The sequence below is a fragment of the Chloroflexus aurantiacus J-10-fl genome, assembly GCF_000018865.1.
Taxonomy (GTDB): domain Bacteria; phylum Chloroflexota; class Chloroflexia; order Chloroflexales; family Chloroflexaceae; genus Chloroflexus; species Chloroflexus aurantiacus.
This window is the reverse complement of sequence record NC_010175.1, coordinates 4,265,262-4,289,493: the sequence shown is the minus strand read 5'-3', so window position 1 is coordinate 4,289,493 and position 24,232 is coordinate 4,265,262. Positions and strand designations below refer to the sequence as shown.

Genomic DNA, 24,232 nt, shown 5'->3' with positions numbered 1-24,232 from the left:
CCCATCGATGCGCTACGTCACGCCTCACGGTAGCAACTCAGGTTATACCTAATCCTCTGTGGTGACAAAGGTAGCAACCTGGGTTACTGGCAAGCCGGATACGGCATTAGCGACGTCGACAGGCATCATCATCGCACGTCGTGCTACCGCCGAAGAGATAGCGATTGCGGGCAATCAATTCGTACACCGGCTGAGCCAGTGTCAGGGCACCAGGCAGGCGCAAGAGTTCACCTAAACCGCGCAGTGTCGGTAGCTGTAGGAGAATTTCGCGTACTGCCTCGGCACCACGGTAGATGGTACCGTCTGGGCCGACGACATGCAATTGCCCCATCGCTTCTTCGTGGCTAATTTGGGGAAAACGTTCCCGTGCACTGGTGCTGTTGGCGTCGAGTAGCTCGATCTGGTTGTGATCATCGTAACCGGCAATCAATGCGGCCTGGCTGCGACATATCCGGCAGTTGCCATCGTAAAGCATTGTGTAGCGCATAGGTGTTTTCTATCGATCAGTACGGCACAATCGCCGTTACAACTAATGCCAGAACCAGAATGCCGATGATGACGGCACTCAGAATGCGAAACCATTGCTGATAGCGTTTGCGACTCATATCACTCTCCTGGAAGAGGTTGAATCAAACGGTTTTATCGCTCTCTATCATTATACCCGTACTTATGGCAATCTGGCTGGCAAGAGCGCTAACGATCTATCGCCTGGATGATTGCGTCTACAACCATAGCAGCAATCGCATGGTGACGGTACGGCGGCGGTGTTCGTTTGGGGTAGGTGCGGTTGCACAGCAGGACGATTGCCAGTCTCCGCTGGGGAATGCCGATCAGGAGGGGGCCGGTGAAGCCACTATGGCCGAAGCCGTGGTGGATGGCGCTCCCCATGTATGGGCGGTGTAGCATCCAGCCCAGGCCACTCACCAATCGGCTGGTGTCGGAGGCCGGTTGTGGGGTTAGTGCAGCCAGTGCTGTGCCGGCCCGCAGGAGCTGGCGGTCTTGCCAGGCTCCTTCCTGGATGAAGAGCTGTACCAGCCGCAATGCTTCAGCCGCCGGGCCGAAGAGGCCGGCATGACCGGCAACGCCGCCCAGCGCATACGTGCTTTCGTCATGCACCACGCCGTGTACAAGGCCACCACGCCATTCCCAGTCCCATTCGGTGGGGGCAATGGTTGCCCGCCACTCCGTCGGTGGGTTGAAGCGCGTCTTGTGCAGGCCGAGCGGTACACAGACCAGTTCGGTCAGGGCGTCGGCCAGTGAACCACCGTAGATCGCGGTCACGACATCACCCAACAACAGGGTGTTGAGGTTGGCATACTCAACGATGCGACCGGGTGGATGGCGGGGAGTGGCTGTGTAGACCATTGTTCTGATCGTTGCGGCGCCGGCGCGGGCTAAGGGCGCCAGTTGGACGGTCAGACCACTGGAGTGACTCAGGAGATGGCGAACGGTGATGTCGGGTGCATGCAGTGCCGGTAGCCAGTGCTGGATGGGTTGGTCGAGTGGTAGCATGCCGGCGTCGTGCAGGCGGAGTGCGGCGGTGGCGGTGAAGACTTTGGTTAACGACGCCAGATCGTAGATGGTATCGAGCGTGACCGGCATGGTGCCGGGGTCATCGTACATCGTGGTGCCATAAGCAGCCGCATGCAGGATGTGGGTGTCCTGCGCCACCAGGACAATGGCGCCTGGAAAGATACGCTCGTGAATCGCGGTGGTGATGATGTGATCAATCTCAGGTATCATATCGTTGTGGGTACGAAGGTTGCTCCCTTATCTGCTGACGCTTTCCTGAAAGTATACGCCTGTTGTGAGGTGAAGGAATCGGTGCGGCTCAAGCCGATACCAGTAGCCTTCAGGTTGGGCTACCGTGCTGTGGTCTCAGCCGCACTACACGAGCAGGCGATTTCTGCGCAGGGCAATCTCGACCAGCCAGAGCAGGAGTGCCAGTCCGGCCAGGTATGGCCAGAGCGCTACTACTTCGCCGCTTGTGCGAGCCGCCGGTGTGGTCGCAGAGAGATCAACCTCCATACTCCCACCGGTTAGTGTGGCAATCTGTTCCAGTAAACGCTCACCCTGTAATGGCTGTGGTGGCGGAAACGCATACTCCGCCGGGGGTAGTTGGACGTAGCCGATGCTACGTTGTAACGTCTGCCCGTTGGCGAAGAGGGTCACCGTGATCGCATAGGGGCCAACGCTTGTAAACGAAAGATCGCGAGCGTATCGCCCCGGCGCGACCTGGATCAGATTGATGTTCTGCTCGTTTCCGTTGGGGAGCGCGATTCGGGCAGTGACCTGGGCCAGGTCTATCGGCTTCCCTCCGGCAGAGCGAGCGTCAACGACCAGGCGGGTACGGCCATGCGCAGTTTCAACCTGCACTTGCAACGGGCCGCTATCGGGGGTTGGTAGCGTGTACTGCACGATCTGCGCCCAGAATTGCTCGTAGCCTGGCCAACCCGGCCATGAACCTGCCCACGGCGAGGTTGCACTCGCCGCCCAGGCGACGCTGCGCCCCAACCCATACTGCCAGACTGCCAGCAGCGGGTCTTCCGCAGGACTTTTCAGCACCATTGAGGCTTCAGGACGTGGCTGGAGGGCGATGTATCCGTCAAGCGGAGGGAGTTCACGCGGATTGAGGTTTCGTACCAGGGGGTGAGGCTGATGCAAGATCACCGGTACCGGTTGCTCGACGGTGAGTTCAGCGGTTGCGATCTCGCTCTCTTGAAACGTGATCCGCGGGAGATCGGTCGCGTCGGCGACAAAGTAGTAACGGCCATTCCCCCAACTGGCTAACTGATTGAGGAGTTCGGTGTCAGAGTCACTACCAATGGCGATTGTCGAGAGCGTTATCTGCGCAGCGCGCGCAGTCTCGACCAGTTGCTGGTAGCGCGGGTAGTTGTTGCTGTAACTCCGACCATCGGTCAGTAATACCGCATGGCGTGTGCTGTACGGTTCGTTCGCCAGCGCCGGTAGCCCAACCGAAAGGGCGCGTTCGATATTCGTTCCACCACCGAGCGACATTGTCGCAATCTGGTCTTGCAACTCAACCAGCGAAACACCTTCGCCAACCGTGCGGAACGGCACCGTCCAGATCGTCTCGGTATCGAAGGCCAACACACCAACCCGGTCACCCGGTTGGAGCGTCGTCAGTGAGAGGATGGCAGCCTCTTTGGCCATATCAAATTTGCTGATCCCAAAGGTAGCACTCATACTGGCCGAACGGTCAATAATGAACAGGATCGACACTGGCGCTCGCTGTGGGCGTGGCGGTGGTGTCATCAACAGCGGCAGTGCATCGGCGAGAGGGGTTTCGGCATACCCGCCAAGGGTGAACGACTGATTACCACCGATGACGGTCAAGCCTTTGCCTTCGCTACGTACCACCTCGCGCAGGGCAACCATCTGCTCTAATGAGAGCTGAGTGGCCGGAACATCAACCAGCACGAAGCCGTCGAAGCGGGTAAGCAGATCGAGGTTGGCCGGCAGTTCAGAGGCGCTGCTGCGTTCGATCACCATATCGGCCCGACGTAACGCATCGGCGAGGACAGCACCCTCATCACCACTATCTTCAATCAACAGGATATTTGGTGGCGGCATGACCAGCGTGGTCGCACCCGCTACATTGTTCGCTGTAAATGTGTCATTCCTATCGGGCACAAGCTCGGTGCGCAGACGGATAACACCAGGTTCGGTGGCGGTGTGCGTCGCTACAAACTCGTAGGAACCGGAAGGAATAAAGATCGGTTCTTCACCGAGCAGTTGATCGTCTGCCCATACCCGTAACCGGGCGGCCAGCGCGTCACTACTGACCGGTGACTGGTAAAACGTAGCGATGCGTAGTTCAAAGGTTTCCCCACTACGCACAAACGCAGGCGCATCGAAGCGCGTCACTGCTACTTCAGAAACCGCTGGTGGCGAGACAAGACGCACATCAATCCGAATACCGACCTGCGCAGCCTGTTGTGCGGCAATCAGAGCATCACCCCCCGTCGTCTGACCATCGCTGATCAGAATGACTCTCCCGCCACCGGGGAGCAGGTGGCGAACGGTGGCGATGGCGGCGGCCAGATCACTACCGGCGCCATCGGGGAGCCGATCACCACCTGCCACCACATCAGCCCCGAACGCGAGCAGCCGGGTCTCGGGGCCGGCGGCAGCGGCAATCGCTTCGGCTTCGGCGCGAATAGCCGCCTGCCCGGCAGGTGTCAGGCTATCGGATTGATCATAGAGCACGATCAGCGGGCCGGCGAGTGGCGCACCGGGTAACGGGCGGATAGGATCGGCCAGGGCACCAACCAGCAACGCGACGATTGCCAGGCGCATCCCAACCACGCTCCAGGGCAGACGGTTGCCGGCACGACGCCAGATGAGCAGCAGCGCCGGCAGAACCAGAAGCAGCCAGAACATATGCGGTGCTTGCCAGATCATCGTCCCTCCTGGATTGGTCTGCGCTGAATGTAGAGCCATTCTGCGACCAGGATGCCGATAGCCGCGATCACCAGCCACGACCATACAGGCTGTGGCACGGGAGTACGTGTAGCCGGCATCGGCGCGAATGTCGGGTTAACGGTGGTATTGTCAATCCGTGGCGTCACATCAGATTCGAGCAGAGAACCAGCGTTCACCGGAATCTGCGCCTCGCGCAGCACCTGCCCGCCAGACAGCTCACGAACCTGGTAAAGCCCGGCTTGTGACGGTTCCAACGCGACGGGCAACGCCGGTTGGATGGTCATCACGTCACGGACACCGTCTGGATGGCGCACTTCCAGGTCAGTCGTCCGTAGATCGGTCGCGTAGATGACAGGTGTGCCAAACGTCACTGCCGTTGGCAATACCGGCGGCGCCAGGTCACGAATGGTACGGGCCACCAGTAACGGAAACGCCAGGCGTCTGGTGATGGGATGATCGGTCAGATCAAAGTTCCAGACCGCGACATCACTGCGCTCAAAACGGCCCCGCAAGATAAGCGGATGATTGCCACTGAAGGCCAGCGGCGTCAACCAATCGGGCGGATTACCGAGCACTACTGATCCCCAGTTCACACCGCTCAGATTAATATCGCGTAGCAGCGTTTCACCGGCAGGGGTCAGCGTCACGGTTGCCTCAGCCGGCGCCCGCCCCTGAACCGCCAGCAGCGACCCATCAGGCGGATTGATGACCAGCACCCCACCCTCCGGCCAGCGCGACGGCAGCGTGTTCACCAAAACGGTAACATCGGCCAGAGGAGCCTGATCGGGATTATAGGTTGCTGATGATATTGTCGTCAGGGTTACATCCGGCATCGCTTGCAGCGCGCGCGTAAGCGCCTCAACGTCACTGCCAACCAAGAGGACTCGAACCGGTTGTTGATTATTCATCACCACCGTGGCAGTATCGTCGAGTGGTAAGCCATCGTTACCGGCAATCTCTAGCCGCACCTGGCGGGCCGGGCCGGGAAGTGTCCAGGTCAATTCGAGCGTAGCACCTGCCTGCATTGTCACGGTTTCGGTCAGGCTGTTCTGATCGTCGATCCAGAGCCGAACCGGGCCACGGAAGAAGCGATCACCGGCGTTCAACAAACGAGCGTAGATATGAACTTCGTTCGCCGGCCCCGGTTGTGCAGCCAGAGTCACGACCGCACGATTTGCCTGCACGGTACCCAACACCTCGACCCGAATGGGTAGTTGTCGTGCGGTGAGATCAGGTGGTGGTAAGGCCCCATCAGTCAGCATAACAACCCCGGCACCCGGTTGATCGATCAGAAACGTCTCGGCGATAGTCAGCGCGCCGGTAACATCACTCCCGGCACCTTCAATACGCAATGCAACAAGGGCAGCGAGTAATCGCTCTCTATCAACCACCTGCCCCCGGTCGATCAGACGCGCCTGCGGGCCGGCACTGATCAATATCACCTGATCGGAACCTCGCATCTGCCCAATCAACGTCGCTGCCTGTTGACGAGCCTGATCCAGCCGACTCCTGCCATCTTCGACCAGCGCCATACTGGTCGACGTATCAATAATGATGGCGAGATTGCGTGGCGAACCGAGCCACGGCCAGGTTATTTGGGGTTGGGCAATGGCCATGCCGATCAGAAATGCGGCCAACAAATGCAAGAAGAGCAAGAGAGTCAGGCGTAGCCGGCGCCGACGACGAGCTATGGGCTGTAGTGGCAGTTGTTGCCAGAGGAGCAGGGAAGGCACTTCTACCCGCCGCCGCCGTGATTGGATCAGATGCAATATCACGATCACCGGCAGCGCTAGCAGTGCGAGTAAGCCCAATGGCGCAAGTAGTGTCATGGGTCTCCTACATTGACAGACTCAGAGCCTGGCACATGTGATACGTCGTTATCACGAACATCCGCGCAGAGAGCAACTGCCCTGAACGGAATCACGACCGGCGATGCTCAATACCGGATTTGCACAACAGCAAACGCGCCTAACCGACGTCAGGTCAGAAAGCGGCGGATGCGCAAAAACGGGATCACTTGCCGTTCCAGCACCCAATCGGTCAATACCGGCGCATAATGCAAACCACGGGCAGAGCAGTGCTGAGCGATTGATGTACGCCAATGCTGTACCGCAGCACGATAAGCCGCCAATGTCGCCTCATCAAGATCAACAACCAACTGATCACCGGTTTCGCTATCAACCAGCTCCAGCGGCCCGTACAGATTCGGGTTCAGATCGGCGTTACTCAGCAGGTGCAGCACCATAACCTGCCAGCGCGGTGCAGGCAAAATCTGGTTCAGCCGCTCAATCGGCATCGGGGTGAGCAGGTCGGAGAGTAACAACACCAGACCGCCCCTGGGATGATGTTGCACTATCTGGCGAGCTGCCTGCTCTAAATCGATGCGACGGGTCGGTGTCAGGTCACGCAGCGCCTTGAAGAGTTCAACCGCGCGCATTTTGCCACGTGCCGGGCCAAAGAGTGGCTGTGGTTGATCACCGGTCAAGACGGTCACTCGATCACCGTGGGCCAATGCCAGATAGCCCATGGCACCGGTCAACTGAATTGCCCGGCGCAACCGTTCCGGATCGCCGGTCACCATACTACGCGAGGTATCAAGGATCAGACTAACCGCCACATCCTGTTCGGTTTCACCCAAACGCACCAGCAGATGTTCCTGGCGAGCGTAGACATGCCAGTCAAGATACCTGGGATCATCACCGGGCGTATAGGGACGATGATCGCTAAAAATGGTTGCCGGCATCGGTTGCCGACCGGGATACCGACCAACAATTGGCGTACCGCGCAGCGTTCGCTGCGCTTGCAGACTCAGTCGTTCAAGCCGACGCAGAAAGGCTTCGTCGAACAAAGGTGGCGGCGGATTATCTGATTTACGGCGAAAAATAGTTGCGAACCACATCGCGAACATCCGTAGGAATCTGAAGCGGATCGGTGGCTGTCTGCACCGGGCCACCGGCATTGACGCTGCCGGGACGAATCACCAGTTCACCCGCTGAAGCACCGGTTGATTGTTCAGCAGACGTACCGGTTGTCGGCACCTGACCACTACCATCAGTCGTTAGCTCTAACGGCGTACCATCAACCCCAGATGGGTTAAACGACTGCTCACGGCGCTGGCTCCCCGGCGTATTCCCGGCCCCACCGCCACCGCCGGCTACCGGTGCCGTCGGTTGACGCTCAAGCGCATCGGCCAGCGCATCCATACCGGTCGCACCGGCAACACCATCGCCGTACTGAAGTGCATCAGCAGTGGCTCGCAACTGATCGGCGAGATCAGGACGGGTCTGGTCGATTGCACGGGCTGCCTCGCGCAACGACTCGGCCAATGCTTCGCGAGCTGCCGGTGAAATCTCACCCATCTGATCGGCCAGTTCGCGCAGGGCATCAGCCGCCCCGGCAAGATCACCCTGATCGAGAGCTTCTGCTGCGGGGCGCGTCAATGCCTGATCGCGCAGGGCATCGGCCAGCGCTGAAATCACGTCCAGATCATTACCTGATACCGGTGAGAGAGCAGCTTCAGTGGGAATCGGATCGGGTTGGGTGGCAACCGGATCGGGTTGGAGAAGATCGGGCAACGGTTCCGCTTCACCAACGGCTGGGATTGGCGGGGAGACGATCATCAGCAAGCCGGCGAGCATCAACAGTAACGCGACTGGCATGAGTGCTTCTGACCAGATCGGCTGACGGGATCGGCTGAGATACCTTTGCACGCGCTGTACACTCTCTTGCGCCTGTGCCTGCAACCTGCCGGCAACCCCTACTTGAGCGCCCTGTAGTTCCAGAGCCGTGCTCAATTGCTCTTGCAGCCCAAACCGCCGATCCAGGCGACGGGCGGCCGTCGTTGGTGTCAGCCGGAACTTCAGCGCCCGTAGACAGCCAACCATCGTACTACCGACAATGATCCAGCCAAACAGCGACCGTGGCAATGGGGCAAAGCCAAACACCGGCAGCATTGCGCCAATACAAGCGACAAGCAGCCCGATACTGAGCGAACGTATCAGTTGTTCAATTGTATACTGCCGCCAGCGTTGCGCACTCAGGCGACGAAGTTGTCTGATTAATTGTTCCTGCATACTGGCAGTGTACCACAATCTATCGAGTAAAATATGATTTATCGATGAATGTCTGGCAAAAGATACCGGCTGAGTAGCAGATTGAGGAGAATATGAACGATCTACACGCGCTCCTGGCCCGTCGTGTTGCGGAAGGGCGACCGTTACGGGTAGGTCTGATTGGCGCCGGCAAATTTGGCACCATGTTTCTGGCCCAGGCGCGACGGGTGAAGGGACTACACGTCGTCGGCGTCGCAGACCTGGCGCCGGAACGGGCGCGGCTGGCATTAGAGCGCGCCGGTTGGCCAAAGGAGCAGTATGCCGCTCCATCGCTAGCCGCCGCTCTGCAACACGGCACGACCTTTATTGGCGATGACGCACCTGCTCTGATTGCGGCAGAGGGGATTGAGGTCATTGTTGAAGCAACCGGCGCGCCGGCGGCCGGTGTGGCCCATTGTCTGATGGCAATTGAGCACCACCGCCACATCGTTATGGTCAATGTTGAAGCCGATGCCCTCCTGGGGCCATTCCTTGCCCGCCGCGCTGCCGAGGCAGGCGTGGTCTACTCACTGGCCTACGGCGATCAGCCGGCATTAATTGCCGAACAGGTCGAATGGGCACGGGCGTGTGGATTCGAGGTGATCTGCGCCGGCAAGGGAACCCGTTATCTACCACACTATCATCAGAGCACGCCGGAAACGGTCTGGCACTATTACGGCCTCAGTGCCGAACAGGCCGCCGCAGGTGGGATGAACCCCCAGATGTTCAACTCATTCCTTGACGGCACCAAATCGGCGATTGAGATGGCGGCTGTCGCTAATGCCTGCCTGCTGCGTCCACAACCGCACGGCCTGGCATTTCCACCGTGTGGCGTGGACGATCTCCCTCACGTCTTGCGTCCACGTGAAGCGGGCGGGCAACTCTCACATGCAGGAACGGTCGAGGTTGTCTCGTCGTTAGAGCGTGATGGACGGCCGGTATTTCGTGACCTGCGCTGGGGCGTTTACGTCGTCTTCGCAGCCCCTGACGACTACGTGCGGCGCTGTTTTGCCGAATACGGTCTGGTGACCGACGCCAGCGGCACGTACAGTGCCCTGTATCGGCCATCCCACCTCATTGGACTGGAATTACCAATCTCCGTATTGCGGGTCGGCTTACGGCAGGAGCCAACCGGATACCCACAGGCATTCCTCGGCGACGTGGTTGCGGTTGCCAAACGCGATCTGATCGAAGGCGAGACCCTTGATGGCGAAGGTGGCTACACTGTCTACGGCAAACTGATGCCGGCAGCCGACTCGGTTGCGCTGGGCGCACTCCCGATTGGCCTGGCCCACAACATCCGCACCCTTCGCCCCATTCCTGCCGGTGCAGTCGTGCGCTGGGACGATGTTGCCTACGAGACCAATCATCCAACAGTACGACTACGCCGCCTTATGGAGCGCACCATGCTGACGGAGACAAGCCAATGAAGATTGCATTAATCGGCCTGGGTTTAATGGGAAGGCCAATGGCGCGTACATTGTTGAAGGCAGGATTCAACGTTACCGGCTGGAATCGCTCACCACTCGACCCCGCGCTCACTGAAGGGATACCACTGGCCGCAACACTGGCTGAAGCGGCTCAGGCCGAGACCCTCATCCTGATGCTCAGCGACTCAACGGCAGTCGCTGAACTCTTAAGCCGGCTTGATCCTCTCTTGCGCGAGGGGCAGTTAATCATCGACATGGGCAGCTCCGATCCACGTCACTCCCAGACCCATGCCACAACCCTGGCAAACCGCGGCATCGGCTGGGTTGATGCACCTGTTTCAGGCGGGCCAGAGGGTGCGGCTGCCGGAACACTGGCCATCATGGTTGGCGGCACGGCCAGCGATGTCGAACGGGCAGAACCGATCCTTCGTGCATTGGGGCGCCCAACCCACGTTGGCCCGCCGGGTGCCGGACATACAGTAAAAGTCATCAACCAGCTTATTGTCGGCCTGACAATCCAGGCTGTCGCCGAGGCGATGGTTCTGGCCGAAGCCTACGGGATCGACCCGGCACTGTTACGAACAGCATTGGCCGGCGGTTTTGCCGACTCAAAAGTGCTCCAGATCCACGGCCAGCGCATGGCAGCGCGACGCTACACCCCTGGCGGCAAGGTAACCACCCAGCTCAAAGATCTGCGCATGGCCGCAGCAATGGCATCGGCAGCAGGCATTGCTTTACCACATCTTAACGACACCATCGCACGCTACGAAACACTGGTAGAGCGCGGCCTGGGTGAACTGGATCATTCCGCCTTGCATATCCTGTTAGATGAGAGGCGCGCAAGAGGGGAAAAGGACAACGCTTGAGGTAACCCAAGTTGCCACCTACGCTGTGAGCAGGCTACGGAGGCTGACTGCCAGGATGAACAGCACGACACTGCGCACAACACCGTGCGCTGTAACGGTATGAACCATGTGGGTAGTAGCCAGTTCCCATCGACGCACTACTTCGCATTTCATGGTAGCAACTCGAGTTATAATTGTGTCCTCCGTGACTCTGTGGTGGCAAAGGTAGCAACTTGGGTTATAGTTTACGTAAACACTGCCACACACAGCGCTCTCACCTGCGGATAGAGACATCCTGGGTGTGCGACACCTCACCTGCTCTGCCGCAACGCATACTGCACTCCATCACGTAGATCGGCACGGGTCACAATCGTGCTTAGATCAACACCAAGCGCAACCAGAGTCTGCGCAACATCAGGACGGATCCCGGTGATCACCAACTGAGCACCGAGCAAGCGCAACGACGTAGCGCACTGCAAAATAGCATGCGCAACCTGCGTATCAATCACCGGCACCCCGGTTACATCGAGCACAACAATGCGTACCTGTCGGCGCTGCACTGCCTGTAAGAGTGACTCGATTAACGTCGCCACCCGTGCACTATCGAATGCGCCGACCATTGGTGCCAACAGTACTCGTGTGGCAACTTCGAGTAAGGGTGTCGACAGCTCAGCCAGCAATGCAGCCTGGGTTGCAATGACCTCTTCGCGCACTGCCAGTTGCCGGCGCAGCTCCTCTGCCTTCTTCAATTCAGTGATGTCAATCCGCAATCCGACGATCCCCCCATCGGCAGTTCTTCGCTCAACAATCCGAATCCAGCGCCCATCGGCGAGATGTTGCTCGACCGGTTCAAGTGCGGCATGTTTCCGCAACCGCTCCGCAACCCACTCGTCAACCCGCCCAATCGCTTCAGCGTACTGCCCTCGCTCGGCGCCAATCCGAATCATTTCGGCAAATGGACGGCCAGGTGTCACGAGATCAGCACTGATGGCATACAATTCACGGTAGCGTCGATTGCAGAAGACGATCCGATCATCTTTATCAAGCAGCAGAAAGCCCTCTTCCAGACTGTCCAGTGCGCTCAAAATCACATCAAGCTGATGCTGAGCTGCACGTTGCGCAGTCAACAGCGCTGTCACTTCGACAACCTGAGCGGTCAATGCGGCCTCACTGCGTAGGATCATGATCTGAACATGACGTGTCGGGTCACGGCGCAACGGCGCTGCCAGTTGCAGCGGCGGATCGCCGGCAGAGAGTGTCGCAATCCATTGCCTGGCTGCTGCAACCTCAGACTCGTTCCAGGCCAGAATCTGTGCACAGGCTTCCACCAGGTCTCTCGCAACTCCTCCGCCATCACTCAACTCCAGCCATAAACGATTACACTGCACCGACCCTCCATCAGGTGCATAGGCGGTCGGCAACGGTAAAGTATCCAGCATTGCTTTGCTCTCGCTAACTTGCCTGAGAACCGGTGAAAATACGCTTGCATTATAACCCACCTGACATGAACTTATAAAGCTGCACCATCCACGATCCGCGATGCAGGTGTCGCGTGACCCGGCATGCGTATGCACAGCTTCCCCCACCATGCTCCAGACGCTGGTCGTGCCGGTCACAGGTACGACGCGCATAACCGTCACGATTGTCTGGCCTACCGGTGATGAATGAGCTAAATTCATACAATGTCGTCATAACAACCATCATTGCGTCCCTCGCTGCGGCAAAGTGTGGTATAACGATGGTGTAGTGCAAAATATTTGCAAAACATTGACAAAAGGAGAAGGGTTATGACGTTAAACGGCATACATGCTCTGGTGACCGGTGGTGGTCGTGGTCTCGGTCGGGCCAGTGCGCTGGCGCTGGCCCGTGCCGGTGCCCAGGTTTCGGTATTAGCCCGCAGTGCCGACGAGGTTGCCGAAACGGTCTGGCTCATTGAAGAAAGCGGCCAGAGCGGTTTGGGGCTGACGGCTGATGTGCGTGACCGTGCTCAACTGAACCAGGCCGTGGCTCAGGCTTACGACCACTTTGGCCCCATCCGCGTACTGGTTGCGGCTGCTGGTGTTGGCCTGCGTGCCCCGATTCAGGAGACCAGCGAAGAGCAGTGGGATGCAGTGATCGATACGCTTCTCAAAGGAGTGTTCCTGAGCGCTCGTGCAGTCATTCCCCAGATGATTGAAGCTGGTGGTGGCAACATTATCGTCATTGGCGCACCGCTTGAACGCATCGCTGTACCCGGTTTTGCCGCTTACTATGCGGCCAAAGCCGGCGTCGATGGCCTGGCCCGGGTGATGGCCAAAGACCTTCGTCGCTTCGGGATTAATGTCAATATCGTGCATCCCGGTGGCTTCGCCGATACGCATATGGTACGTACAACAGTACCAGAGGTGCGCACCGGTCTGCTTAGCCCCGACGAGATCGGGCCGGCGGTGGTTGAACTGGCTGCACTGCCTCCTCGAAGCCAGACCGGGCAGACGATTGATGCCCACGCCCGAAAATGAGTGCAAAATTAATCCGTACATGATCTTGACAAAACCTGTGCAAAGATCGAAAATATACTCATCCAAAATCTTTGAGGAGGCGTATATCCAGATAGCGAATTATTAACGCCTCGCAAAGAACGGTCGCGGAATCGTTGCCGTCAACCGGAGATGAAGGAGTACTGCCGTGAAAGCCTTCCCTCAAAAGCACGCAGCCGATAGTGAAATGGAGCCGGAATTGTCCGCGGAGGCCACCGAACTCGATGCTGAGTGGGATGGCGATGTTGATCCCGAACCAGAGGATCTCGAGGTAGCAGAACTGGAGCCACTCGATGACCTCGAGAGCGAGGGTGATTTTGAGCCAGTTGAGGATTCGGTACAGCTCTACTTGCAAGAGATCGGTCAGGTTCCACTGCTTACCGCCGAAGAGGAAGTAGAGCTGGCCCGGCAGTACAGTCGCGGTAAAGAGGCACGGCAACGTCTACGCAACGAGGATTTCGCCAACGACCGCGAACGGATGCGGCTGGAGATGGAAATGGCTCGCGGTGAAGAGGCGCGGCGGCGCCTGATTCAGGCCAATCTGCGCCTGGTGGTGAGTGTGGCGAAGAAGTATATCGGCAGTCCGATGGCCTTCATGGATCTCGTGCAAGAGGGGAACATCGGCCTGATGCGTGCAGTCGAGAAGTTTGACTACACGAAGGGTAATCGCTTCAGCACCTATGCCACCTGGTGGATCCGCCAGGCCGTAACCAGGGCTATCGCCGAGCAGAGCCGTCTTATCCGTCTCCCCGTTCATCTCAGCGAGTCGATTGTGCATCTGCGCCGCGCCATCTATCGCCTTGAACAGGAGCTGGAGCGCGAACCAACTGCCGAGGAGCTGGCTCACGCCCTCAATATGAGTGTGCGCAAAGTCAAGCGCCTGATCCGCGCTTCAACTCAGCCTATCTCGCTCGAACAACCGCTCAACAACGAGCAGGAAGGTCGGGTGAGCGAAACACTGGCTGATGAGACGGTGGCTTCACCGATGGAGATCGCCGAGCAGAAGATGCTTCACGCCGAGTTAACGGCTGCTCTGAACGAGCTGCCGGAACGTGAACGCAAGATTCTCCAGTTGCGCTACGGCTTGATTGATGGTCAACGCCGCACCCTCGAAGAGGTTGGGGCAACGTTTGGCATCACGCGCGAACGCACCCGCCAGATCGAGGCCGAAGCGTTACGTCGCCTGCGCCATCCCAGCGTTGGTCAGCGGTTACATAGCTATCTTGACTAGAAGTGGTCTCACAAACAGATACCGGGAGAACAGCGAAGGGCGACATGTGTGTCGCCCTTCTCGCATTATGTCACATCTGACAGCACGCGCCGCTAACGCTCCCAAAACATCAGCCACTAATACAATACCGGACATTCACAGATAATACAAATCTTGCTCAACAATGTGCATCGTTCATGTTTGATCCTTGTGCAGAAGCGTTAGCGGGTTATGCCACCAGCAAGTCGCCAGTGGGTGTTGGCGACGCAGGGGGCACGGCATGCCGTGCCCCTACCACCTTCGCAGTAATCGGTATCTGGTGTGTCTTTGCCTCTACGCTACCAGGTTTTAACCGGCAGACGCCCTACACCCGCCCGTACAACCCGGTCAGGTACGCCAGATGATGCGCCAGATCGAAACTGAGCTGGTCTCTTCGCATGCGCCACGCCCAATTACCCTCCGCTCTGCCCGGCAGATTAAGCCGTGCCCATGAACCCAATCCCAACACATCTTGCATGGGAATAATGGCCGTATCAGCGACCGACATCAAGGCCGCCCGAATAAAATCCCACGCGATATGATCGTCACGTGCGCCCAGATAATCCCGCACGTGCTGGCGAGTACGCTCATCCAGCGTTGACCACCAGCCTACCGTCGTATCATTATCGTGAGTACCGGTGTACACCACGAGGTCATGGGTATAGTTGTGCGGTAAGTAGTTACTGGTCGCGTCGCCACCCCAGGCAAATTGCAAAACTGCCATGCCGGGAAAACCGAGTTGCCGGCGTAACGCTTCCACATCAGGCGTAATCAGGCCCAAATCCTCAGCGATGATTGGCAACGAACCCAACCGGTCCTGTACCGCTTCAAAGAGGGCTGCGCCAGGGCCGGGCACCCAGCGCCCTTCGAGCGCCGTTTCCGCCATTGCCGGCACTTCCCAATACGCTGCAAAGCCACGGAAGTGATCGATACGCACAATGTCTACCAACTGCAAGAGCACCCGAAATCGCTCAATCCACCAGTCATACTGCCGTTCCGCCAGCCGATCCCAGCGGTAGAGCGGATTACCCCAGCGTTGACCGGTAGGACTGAAGTAGTCTGGTGGCACACCGGCAACGACGGTTGGATTACCTGCATCATCCAGATGGAAAATATCGGGATTGGCCCAGACATCGGCACTGTCGAACGCTACAAAAATCGGTAGATCGCCGATAATCTGAATACCACGCTCATTCGCGTACTGGCGCAGTGCAGCCCACTGGCTGAAAAAGAGCCATTGCAAGAATTGCTGAAAGCGAATGCGATCCGCCAGCCGCTGACGAGCCTCTGCCAGAGCCGTCGGTTCACGTCGCGCCAGAGCCGCATCCCAGCGGTTCCATGGCGCACCCCGGTAGGCTTCCTTCAGCGCCGCAAAGAGGGCAAATGTGTCTAGCCACGCATGCTGTTCGTCACAGAATCGCGCAAATGCCGCCCGCTGATCTGCACTACCATGCGCAAGAAAACGGGCAAACGCCCACTCTAAACGAGTCAGCTTCCAGGGAATGATCGCACCGTAGTCGATCCAATCACCGTTGCTACCCGGTGCCCCAACCAGCGCCCCCTCATCAAGCCATCCCATCTGCACCAGTTGTTCAAGTGAAATGAGCAACGGATTCCCTGCCAGTGCCGACAAACCGGCATACGGCGAGTCACCATAGCTGGTTGGCCCAAGTGGCATAATCTGCCAGCGTCGCTGCTTCGCCGTTGCCAGCCAGTCTACAAACCGGTACGCCATGTCACCAATATCGCCAATCCCTCCGCTGCCCGGTAACGCCGAAGGATGGAGGAGAACACCACTAACCCGCCGACCGCTCATGTGCCACCTCAAGTCGCTCAATCATCTATTTCGTTGCATACGCAATTATAGCATAAAAAACTATTCGCAAGATCGTCAGTACTCGCTCTCATCTCGCACGTGCGAACCCGCAGCCCGCCGTAGCAAGCTTGGAGCAGGCTAGAAGCCTGCTCGCTGCCAGGCACTCCCCACCCAACTGCCGGTCTGCGCCACCGCTGCCGTCACCACTTTTTGGAGTGCGGCAGCCAGGCTGCCGCGCCTTCCCCCGCCCGACCGCCGGTCAGCGCCACTTCTGCCGTCACCACACCGCATCCCCGCCCAACCGCCAGTCAGCGCTACCACTGCCATCACTGCTTTTTGGAGTGCGGCAGCCAGGCTGCCGCGCCTTCCCCCGCCCGACCGCCGGTCAGCGCCGTGCCTCCCTGCCCGACTGCCGGTCAGTGCCACCACTGCTGTCACCGCACCGCACCCTTCCCTGCCCGACTGCCGGTCAGCGCCACCGGTGTTCTCATCAACTCACACCTTCCCGCGCTCATCATCGTGAAGGTCGTCTGCAACGACAGTTCCCCACTCCCCATTCCCACCTCACGTTGTGCTACAATTCGATAAGACGTATCATAATGCTTACGGTTCCAACATGAATGTTACCCGCCCACTCTTAATCTTGCTCCTCGCCGGTGCCAGTTATCTGGCTGCCCAAAGCACCGGTCAACGCCTCTTTTTCCACCTGAGCTACATTCTGGACGGTTTACCTCTGGTAGCGCTCACCTGGACGTGGCTCAATTTGCGTGGTCTAAGCGTCGAGCGTGAACACTCCAGCCTCCGCGCCAGCGTTGGTGAATATACGCGGGAACGAATTACGATTCGTAACCGCTGGTGGTTACCCAAACTGTGGATCGAACTACAAGACGAGTCGGATCTCCCCAACCACGAAGCCGGTTTCGTCACCTATCTGGGTAGCCGCGAGACAACACGCTGGACAACACGCACGCTATGTACCCATCGCGGACGGTTCAGACTCGGCCCAACCCGGATCATCAGCAGTGATCCGTTCGGCCTCTTCCGCTTCTCTCGCCTGATTGCCGGTGGTGGCGAGATCATCGTCTATCCACCCACCGAGGTCTTGCCCGATGTTCGGCTGCCCGGTGCCGACCTGATCGGTGGATCGTCGAGCCTCATCCGCACACATACGATGACCCCCAATGTTGCGACGATCCGTGATTATCAACCCGGCGATAGCCTGAACCGCATTCACTGGCGCAGTACTGCCCGCCACGGACGGCTGATGGTCAAAGAATTCGAGCTAGACCCGTTCGCCGACATTTATCTCATTCTCGATTGCCATGAGCGAGCGGTCGTGCGTATGCCATCAGCACAACCGGAACGCGATGAACGGCAGAGCGCTCCCTGGTGGCAGCGCCAACCTCCACCTCGCCATCGCCCACCACCTGACTCCACGGAAGAGCATGCAGTGTATGTTGCTGCTTCGCTTGCCCGTACCCTGCTCGCCCAAAACCGGATCGTTGGCCTGCTCGCCTGGAGTGAACGACTTGAGGTCATTCCGGCTGAACGTGAGGAGCGTCAGCTCTGGAAGATGCTCGAATTGCTGGCCGTACTACGCGCCGTCGGGCAACATTCGCTGGCCGAACTCCTGATCGCCGAGGGGCAGCGCTTCGGGCGTGATACGACATTGATCATTATTACGTCCGATCTCGACCCTCGCTGGATTACTGCCCTGCAACAACACCTCTACCGTGGGGCACGGGCTGCTGTGATTTTTATCGATCCGCGCAGTTATGGCGGATGGAATGACCCAACTCCACTCCTCAACCATCTCACCAGCTTACGGATCGATGTCTACCATGTCCGGCGCGGTGAAGCGTTAGCCGAGTCGTTGCGCTTCCCACTTCAATCAGGAACGCAGTAATAGTATCTCTGACCCTTAAACAAAACTCCTGTGGTCAGACCATTGAGCATCTCATTGCAATCACCAATGTAGTACTAACGTCGAGAAGGAATAATTAACTATTGCACTCTGATACTGGTGCGCAGTACAATAAAATCGTTGTACTGCGCATTGTAATTCATAGTGTACCTGCTCTTGTGTAAGTGATGAGAGAACACGAATGGCTCACCAGACACTCGCCAGAATCCAGACCACACCTGCCAGAAAACGATTGTTCCTTCTTGCCCTCATTCTTGTCTGTACAATCAGTATGATCTTTGGCGCGGCCCTGTCGGTCTTCGCTGCCGGTACGCTAACTGTTCAGGTCTATCTGGATAGTGATCGTGACGGTACATTCGACAGTGGTGAGACCGGGATCGGTGGGGTTCAAATCGCCGTCTACTCTGCTGAGAGTGTGATCGTTGGGCTGAACACGACTGATACCGGCGGGCAGGTTGTCTTCCCCGCGCTTCCCGATGGTAATTACCGCATCGAGGTTAGCAATATCGGCGCCCGCGTTGTGTCAGTACCGGGGCCAGACAACCCCGGTTTGTTGTCGTTTGTAACCATTGCCGGCGGTGCCGTCACCCAACGCATTGGTCTGCGAGAGCTTGACGGCGGTTCGATAGATACCGGTGCTCCGGCAGGTACCCGCAGCATTTCGGTGCGGGTCTGGGACGACAGTGATGCCGATGGAATTCAGGATGCCGGCGAGCCGGCATTCAGTGGTCTGCCGGTCCGCCTGGTTGACAGCATCGGCAACACGGTTGCCGGGCCGGTAAATACCGACTCACTGGGCCGGGCCACGTTCAACAACGCTCCGACCGGTGCCGGGTATCGGGTGCGTATCCTGGCGGCTGACATCCCTACGGGCTACATCGTCACCCAATCCTTTGTCAACGACGGCGATCCCAACCCCGGTATCCGTGACTCAAATGCAGTGCTGACCGGTGGCAACGTCGAAGCATCGTTCCCCAACACCGGACGCGGCGTTAATATCGACAATGTTGACATCGGTTTCACCCGTGGTGCCATCAGTGGTTTCGTCTGGCGCGATAACAACCGGAATGGATTGTGGGATACGACCGAGCCTCGCCTGAACGGGGTTACTGTCCAACTGGTAAACACGTCAACGTCAACCACTGTCGCAACGACCACCACCCGCCAGCGCATCGGCTCAACCCAGCCTGAAGAAGGGGGTATCTTCGTCTTCCCCAATCTCCCCCTTGCCACAACGTATCAGGTGGTGATTCCAAACAGTCAGTTTGCCAGTGGTGCCCTGCTCTTCGGCGCAGCCAATTCACCAAACGCGACCGGCGGTGATGTGGGTTCGCCAGACGGTGTACCTGCGGGTGATGTTACCGGGCCATCCATCACTCTGAACGCAACAACCAATACCAGCACCGATCAGCGCTTTGGCTTCTACAAGGGTGTGGTTGGCGATTTTGTCTGGCTTGATGACGATAGTGATGGTACTCAAGACACTGGTGAAGCCGGCATCAATGGCGTGACCGTCTTTGTTGACGATGGTCGCGGCGGTGGTATCGCCAACGACGGCATTCGCAATGGCGGAGAGATTGCTACCGTTACCTCCAATAATCCCAATACCAGCCAACCTGGCTACTACCTGTTCGATGATTTACCGTTAGGGAGCACGTATCGCATCGTGCTTGACCCGACCAACTTCCAACCCGGCGGGGCGCTGGTAGGGCTGGGTAATTCTACAGGAACTGCTGCAACTAACACCAACGGTGATCGCTACGTTTATCGTGTAACGACCGTCAACGACACCACACCCGAAGATACCACTGTCGACTTCGGCATGACAAGAGCCAGTATCGGTAACCGGGTGTTTGAAGATGCGGATGGGGATGGCGTGTTCGATGCGGGTGAAGCAGGCATTCCAAATGTTACGATTAGTGCCTATCGAGCCAGCGACAACACGCTTCTGGGCACTGCCACAAGTAACGCCAGTGGATTTTACAACCTCCCTGGCCTGCCTGCCGAGCCGATCTATGCCACCTTTGACCTCTCAACCGCCGGTGCCGGATACATCGGTTTCGTCGGTAGTCTACAGCCATCCGGTGCAACGATTGATCCAACTGAGACCACATATCCAGACTACAGCGATCTCATATCTAACGTCGGTGGCAGCGTCTGGCGTACCGACATTTTTACCCCGACCTTAAACACAGCAAACAATGGCATTGATGCCGGCTTCTATCGTCCAGTACGCATTGTCGTCCGTGTCTTTGGTGAGACAGTGACGATCAACAACACGCTTGAAGGTGGTGAACCTGGAATTAGCGGGGTCACCGTTCAAGTCACCGGCACCGAAGCGCAGACGCTCACCACAAATATCGGTGGAGAAGCCATCTTTAATCTGCGCCCCGGTTCGTATACGGTCACGGTCACCACACCAACCGGTTATCTGGCTTCCCCCGGTAATACCGGTAGTGTTAGCTTCGCGAATTTGAATAGCCAGGCAGCAGTGAACGCGGATTTTGGCTACTACCGTCCGGGTAGCATCAGTGGGCTTACCTTCTTCGATGCCAATGCCGATGGTCTGGCTAACAGCGGCGAGCCACGTCTACGCAATGTTACCGTTGAACTTGTTGACACGTCTAATACCGTAGTTGCTACCACAACGACTGCGACAAACGGTACGTATACATTCAACAATATTCTGCCTGCCGATTACACGGTGCGCTTCACCAATCCAGATACCGGCAACTATGTCTTTATCACCGGTGGTGATAGCGATGTAACTACCGCCGGAAATGTTGCCACCAGTAGCACGAATACGCTGACCGTCCCCTATAACGGTTCTCTGACCAACATCAATGCCGGTTTCCGAGGTCAAACAACGGTCAGTGGTCGTATCTTTGAAGACAACAATGCCGACAATCTGCAAGATGCCGGCGACACCAATCTGAGTGGTGCCACCGTCACATTGACGGTAACCGCGAATCTGACCAATCTGGTCGCCACCTATCAGGCAACCCTCAACACGCCTGCCCCCACCTATGCCTTTAACAACTTACCCGGTGGCAACGGCGTGAGCTACACCGTAATCTTTGCTCCGCCATCTTCTACCTATATTGCCAGTGACGCCAATGTCGGCAGTGACGATACGATTGATAGCGATGGCCCGACCGTCACCATCACTAATCCCGCGGCTGGCGGAACGATTACGAATGTCGATCAGGGTTACTTCCGTAACGTAACCATCACCGCCCGCGTCTTCCGCGAACCATCGGCTGGACGCAACAATCAGTGGGATAGCGGAGAAAATGGGATTGTCGGCGTTCGTGTCTTCCTCGAACAAGGCGGCACACCGGTACTGACCAGAACCACGACAACCGGTGGTCTGGTAACCTTTACCATCCGCCCGGGTTCGTATAACCTCAATGTTGATGAAGGCTCCAGTGCACTCAGTGGTCTCCTGCCCTCATCAGGCTCAACAGCCGCTGTGCCGGTAGCCGGTTCACCATTGAGTAGCGGTGGTAGTTCGCAAACTGAAACAACACCGCCGGGTACGACCAACGTCTTCGGGTTCTATACCTTTGGCACGGTCAGCGGACGGGTCTTCTTTGACGGCACCGCCGGCCCGGCAGACAACCTGGCCAGTGGTGAGCCAGGGATCAGTGGGGTAACGGTACGATTGCTTGATACAACAGACACCGTCGTATCAACCACAACAACCGATAGCAACGGTAACTTCACCATCAATAATGTTGAGGGAGCAAGCTATCGGCTCGAATTTGTCAATCCCGACTCGACCAATGTCAGCTTCGTGGCAGCGAATACCGGCGACAACAGCGTTGCGACGCTTGTTGGAAACAATGGACGCACCGATCTGTTCACGGTCACCGATGGTCAAACCACGAATCGCTCGGCAGCCATGATCGGCACCGGTACTGTCAACGGTATCACCTTCGTTGACGGCGACTATGATGGGCAGCGCGGTGGTACCAACGACGAACTGCTGGCAAATGTCACGGTCAATCTGACGGCAACAGTCAGTTTGCCCAATTTGAACACTACCATCACACGCAGTGTAGCCAGCGATAGCAGTGGAAACTACAGCTTTAGCGGCCTGCCTGCCGCCACCTTCTCGCTGAGTTTCACGCCGCCGACGGCGACCCCAGCCTATCAGATCACGCCGGCCGACCAGGGAAGTAATGCAACCGACAGCGATGGGACGGCAGAACTGACTAATCAGACGCTGAACGCCGGTGCGACCGAAAGTCGCGACCAGGGGTACTATCAGAATGTCACCGTCAGCGCACGGGTATTCAACGAAACAGTGACGATTAACAATACTTTTGAGAGCGGTGAAGCCGGCATCCGACTGATTCCAGTGTCGTTCAACGGCCCGGTTAGTGGCACGATACAGACCGATCTCTCTGGCATTGCGACCTTCAGCGGCCCGCCCGGCACCTACACGGTAAGCATCGTTAGCGATCCTTCCGGTTTCACTCGTTCGCCGGGTAATACCGGCACGGCCAGCACTGGCCCGGTTTTGAGCGGGCAAACAGCAGCAGTACCGTTTGGTTACTACCGCACAGCCCAGATCAGTGGCACTGTCTGGTTCGATACCGACAGCGATGGCCTGTTCGACAGCGGTGAACCTGGGATGGAAAGTATCAGCGTCAGGTTGATCGGAAGTAGCAGCGGCCCCGGTACTCCGGTTACGACTGACGTGAACGGTGCATTCGCCATCACCGGCATCGAACCGACCGGTCTGACTAACACGACATACCAGATCTGTATCACGCTTCCAACCGGCTTTACGCCAACAACCCAGGGTAGCACACTCACGACCGACAATAACAGTGATATTGACTCAAGCGGTTGTACTGCTACCTTTACCGTTGCCTCAGCGGCAAACATTACCTACATTGATGCCGGTCTGCGCGGTACGCTAGCCATTGGTGACCTGGTGTGGGAGGACACCAATGCCAACGGCATCCAGGATAGCGGCGAGCAGGCGCTCGATGGTGTAACGGTGACAGTTCTCGTCACGACGACCGGTAATGTCATTAACACAACCAACCCATCGTTCACATTGAGCACCGTCTCGACCACTGCCAGTGGTTTGAATCCTAACTACACCATTGGCAACATTCCACCCGGCAGCACAGTAACGATCCAGACAGTTGAGCGGTTCGGTTATCTCTTAAGTGCAGCTAACCAGGGTGGTAACCCGGCCACCGATAGCAATGCCGTTGGCAGTAGTGTCACGCTCAACGCCAACAACACGACAATTGACTTTGGCCTCTATCGCACAACGGCTGTTGGCGATACCGTCTGGCTTGATGTCAACGGTAACGGACTGTTCGACAGTGGTGAACCTGGCCTGCCTGGCATCACCATCACGCTGCGTGATGGTGGTGGAACAGCGGTGGCAACCACACAGACTCTGGCAAATGGGAGCTACACGTTCAGCAATCTCACCCCAGGCAGCTATTCGTTGCAGTTGAGCCTGCCCGCCGGCTACGCGACCACCAACAACGGCAGCGGTTCCATCACCGTTGACAACGACAACGATTTCCGCAATGATGGCACAACCGCGACCTTCACTCTCACCAGTGGACAGGCGTTGGCAGGCATCGACGCTGGCTTGCGCGGAACCGGCAACGTGAACGGTATCGCATGGTTCGACACCAATGAAAACAACATCCGTGATCCATCGGAAACCAACCGTGCCAGCAGCGTCAGAGTCACCGTCATTTACACGCCAACCCTGACGCCAACACTGCCGCAGACAGTTGAAGTCGCCACCGATACCAATGGTACCTACTCCGTAGCCGGTTTACCGCCGGGTCAGGTTACTGTTATCTTTGTCAATCGGCTCGGTTACCTGTCGGCACAACCCAATGTCGGCGATGACGCTACCGATAGTGACGGAC

Annotated in this window: 14 protein-coding genes and 1 pseudogene; 6 read left to right on the top strand and 9 right to left on the bottom strand. The window is 57.7% G+C overall.

Annotated elements, in window-relative coordinates; translation table 11 throughout:
- Positions 1 to 106: 106 nt before the first annotated feature.
- The 6 genes from CAUR_RS16775 to CAUR_RS16750 all read right to left on the bottom strand — a co-directional run bounded on the left by CAUR_RS16775 (position 107) and on the right by CAUR_RS16750 (position 8,519).
- Positions 107 to 487: a thiol-disulfide oxidoreductase DCC family protein gene (locus CAUR_RS16775; protein ID WP_012259041.1), complete on the bottom strand. Its 381-nt coding sequence runs from the start codon at positions 485 to 487 to the stop codon at positions 107 to 109.
- Between the two features lie 206 nt (positions 488 to 693).
- Positions 694 to 1,743: a serine hydrolase domain-containing protein gene (locus CAUR_RS16770; protein WP_012259040.1), complete on the bottom strand. Its 1,050-nt coding sequence runs from the start codon at positions 1,741 to 1,743 to the stop codon at positions 694 to 696.
- Positions 1,744 to 1,887: 144 nt separating this feature from the next.
- Positions 1,888 to 4,425: a VWA domain-containing protein gene (locus CAUR_RS16765; RefSeq protein ID WP_012259039.1), complete on the bottom strand. Its 2,538-nt coding sequence runs from the start codon at positions 4,423 to 4,425 to the stop codon at positions 1,888 to 1,890.
- Positions 4,422 to 6,275 carry a vWA domain-containing protein gene (locus CAUR_RS16760; RefSeq protein WP_012259038.1) on the bottom strand — a complete coding sequence of 618 codons (1,854 nt, stop codon included), beginning with the start codon at positions 6,273 to 6,275 and terminating at the stop codon, positions 4,422 to 4,424. Before CAUR_RS16760 ends, CAUR_RS16765 begins: the two co-directional genes overlap by 4 nt.
- A 149-nt stretch (positions 6,276 to 6,424) precedes the next feature.
- Positions 6,425 to 7,345: a DUF58 domain-containing protein gene (locus CAUR_RS16755; RefSeq protein WP_012259037.1), complete on the bottom strand. Its 921-nt coding sequence runs from the start codon at positions 7,343 to 7,345 to the stop codon at positions 6,425 to 6,427.
- Complete coding sequence (locus CAUR_RS16750) at positions 7,317 to 8,519, bottom strand: hypothetical protein (RefSeq protein WP_012259036.1); 1,203 nt, start codon at positions 8,517 to 8,519, stop codon at positions 7,317 to 7,319. The genes CAUR_RS16755 and CAUR_RS16750 overlap by 29 nt, the downstream gene beginning before the upstream one ends.
- Before the next feature lie 92 nt (positions 8,520 to 8,611).
- Between CAUR_RS16750 and CAUR_RS16745 the strand changes: the two genes are divergently transcribed.
- The gene (locus tag CAUR_RS16745; protein ID WP_012259035.1) at positions 8,612 to 9,967 is read left to right on the top strand and encodes an NAD(P)H-dependent oxidoreductase; all 1,356 of its coding nucleotides are present in this window, start codon (positions 8,612 to 8,614) and stop codon (positions 9,965 to 9,967) included.
- Complete coding sequence (locus tag CAUR_RS16740) at positions 9,964 to 10,833, top strand: NAD(P)-dependent oxidoreductase (RefSeq protein ID WP_012259034.1); 870 nt, start codon at positions 9,964 to 9,966, stop codon at positions 10,831 to 10,833. The genes CAUR_RS16745 and CAUR_RS16740 overlap by 4 nt, the downstream gene beginning before the upstream one ends.
- A gap of 290 nt (positions 10,834 to 11,123) precedes the next feature.
- Here the strand turns inward: CAUR_RS16740 and CAUR_RS16735 are convergent, their stop codons facing one another.
- Positions 11,124 to 12,251, bottom strand: coding sequence for a PAS-domain containing protein (locus tag CAUR_RS16735; protein WP_012259033.1), 1,128 nt, complete (start codon positions 12,249 to 12,251; stop codon positions 11,124 to 11,126).
- A 348-nt stretch (positions 12,252 to 12,599) separates the two neighbouring features.
- Between CAUR_RS16735 and CAUR_RS16730 the strand changes: the two genes are divergently transcribed.
- The gene (locus CAUR_RS16730) at positions 12,600 to 13,310 is read left to right on the top strand and encodes an SDR family NAD(P)-dependent oxidoreductase (RefSeq protein ID WP_012259032.1); all 711 of its coding nucleotides are present in this window, start codon (positions 12,600 to 12,602) and stop codon (positions 13,308 to 13,310) included.
- 166 nt (positions 13,311 to 13,476) lie between these two features.
- Complete coding sequence (locus CAUR_RS16725) at positions 13,477 to 14,559, top strand: sigma-70 family RNA polymerase sigma factor (protein ID WP_012259031.1); 1,083 nt, start codon at positions 13,477 to 13,479, stop codon at positions 14,557 to 14,559.
- A gap of 343 nt (positions 14,560 to 14,902) precedes the next feature.
- Here the strand turns inward: CAUR_RS16725 and malQ are convergent, their stop codons facing one another.
- Together malQ and CAUR_RS16715 are read right to left on the bottom strand one after the other, a co-directional pair.
- Positions 14,903 to 16,393 (bottom strand): 4-alpha-glucanotransferase, encoded by a 1,491-nt coding sequence (gene malQ, locus CAUR_RS16720; RefSeq protein ID WP_012259030.1) that lies wholly within the window; start codon positions 16,391 to 16,393, stop codon positions 14,903 to 14,905.
- A 138-nt stretch (positions 16,394 to 16,531) separates the two neighbouring features.
- Entirely contained in the window at positions 16,532 to 16,831 is a 300-nt protein-coding gene (locus CAUR_RS16715) for a hypothetical protein (protein ID WP_012259029.1), read from the bottom strand.
- Between the two features lie 178 nt (positions 16,832 to 17,009).
- On the opposite strand from CAUR_RS16715, the gene CAUR_RS16710 reads away from it, so the two are divergent.
- A complete protein-coding gene (locus tag CAUR_RS16710) occupies positions 17,010 to 18,299 on the top strand; it encodes a DUF58 domain-containing protein (protein ID WP_012259028.1) in 1,290 nt (429 codons plus the stop codon).
- Positions 18,300 to 18,498: 199 nt separating this feature from the next.
- A pseudogene (locus tag CAUR_RS16705) lies at positions 18,499 to 24,225 on the top strand (SdrD B-like domain-containing protein); the annotation flags it as partial.
- Between the last annotated feature and the right edge of the window lie 7 nt (positions 24,226 to 24,232).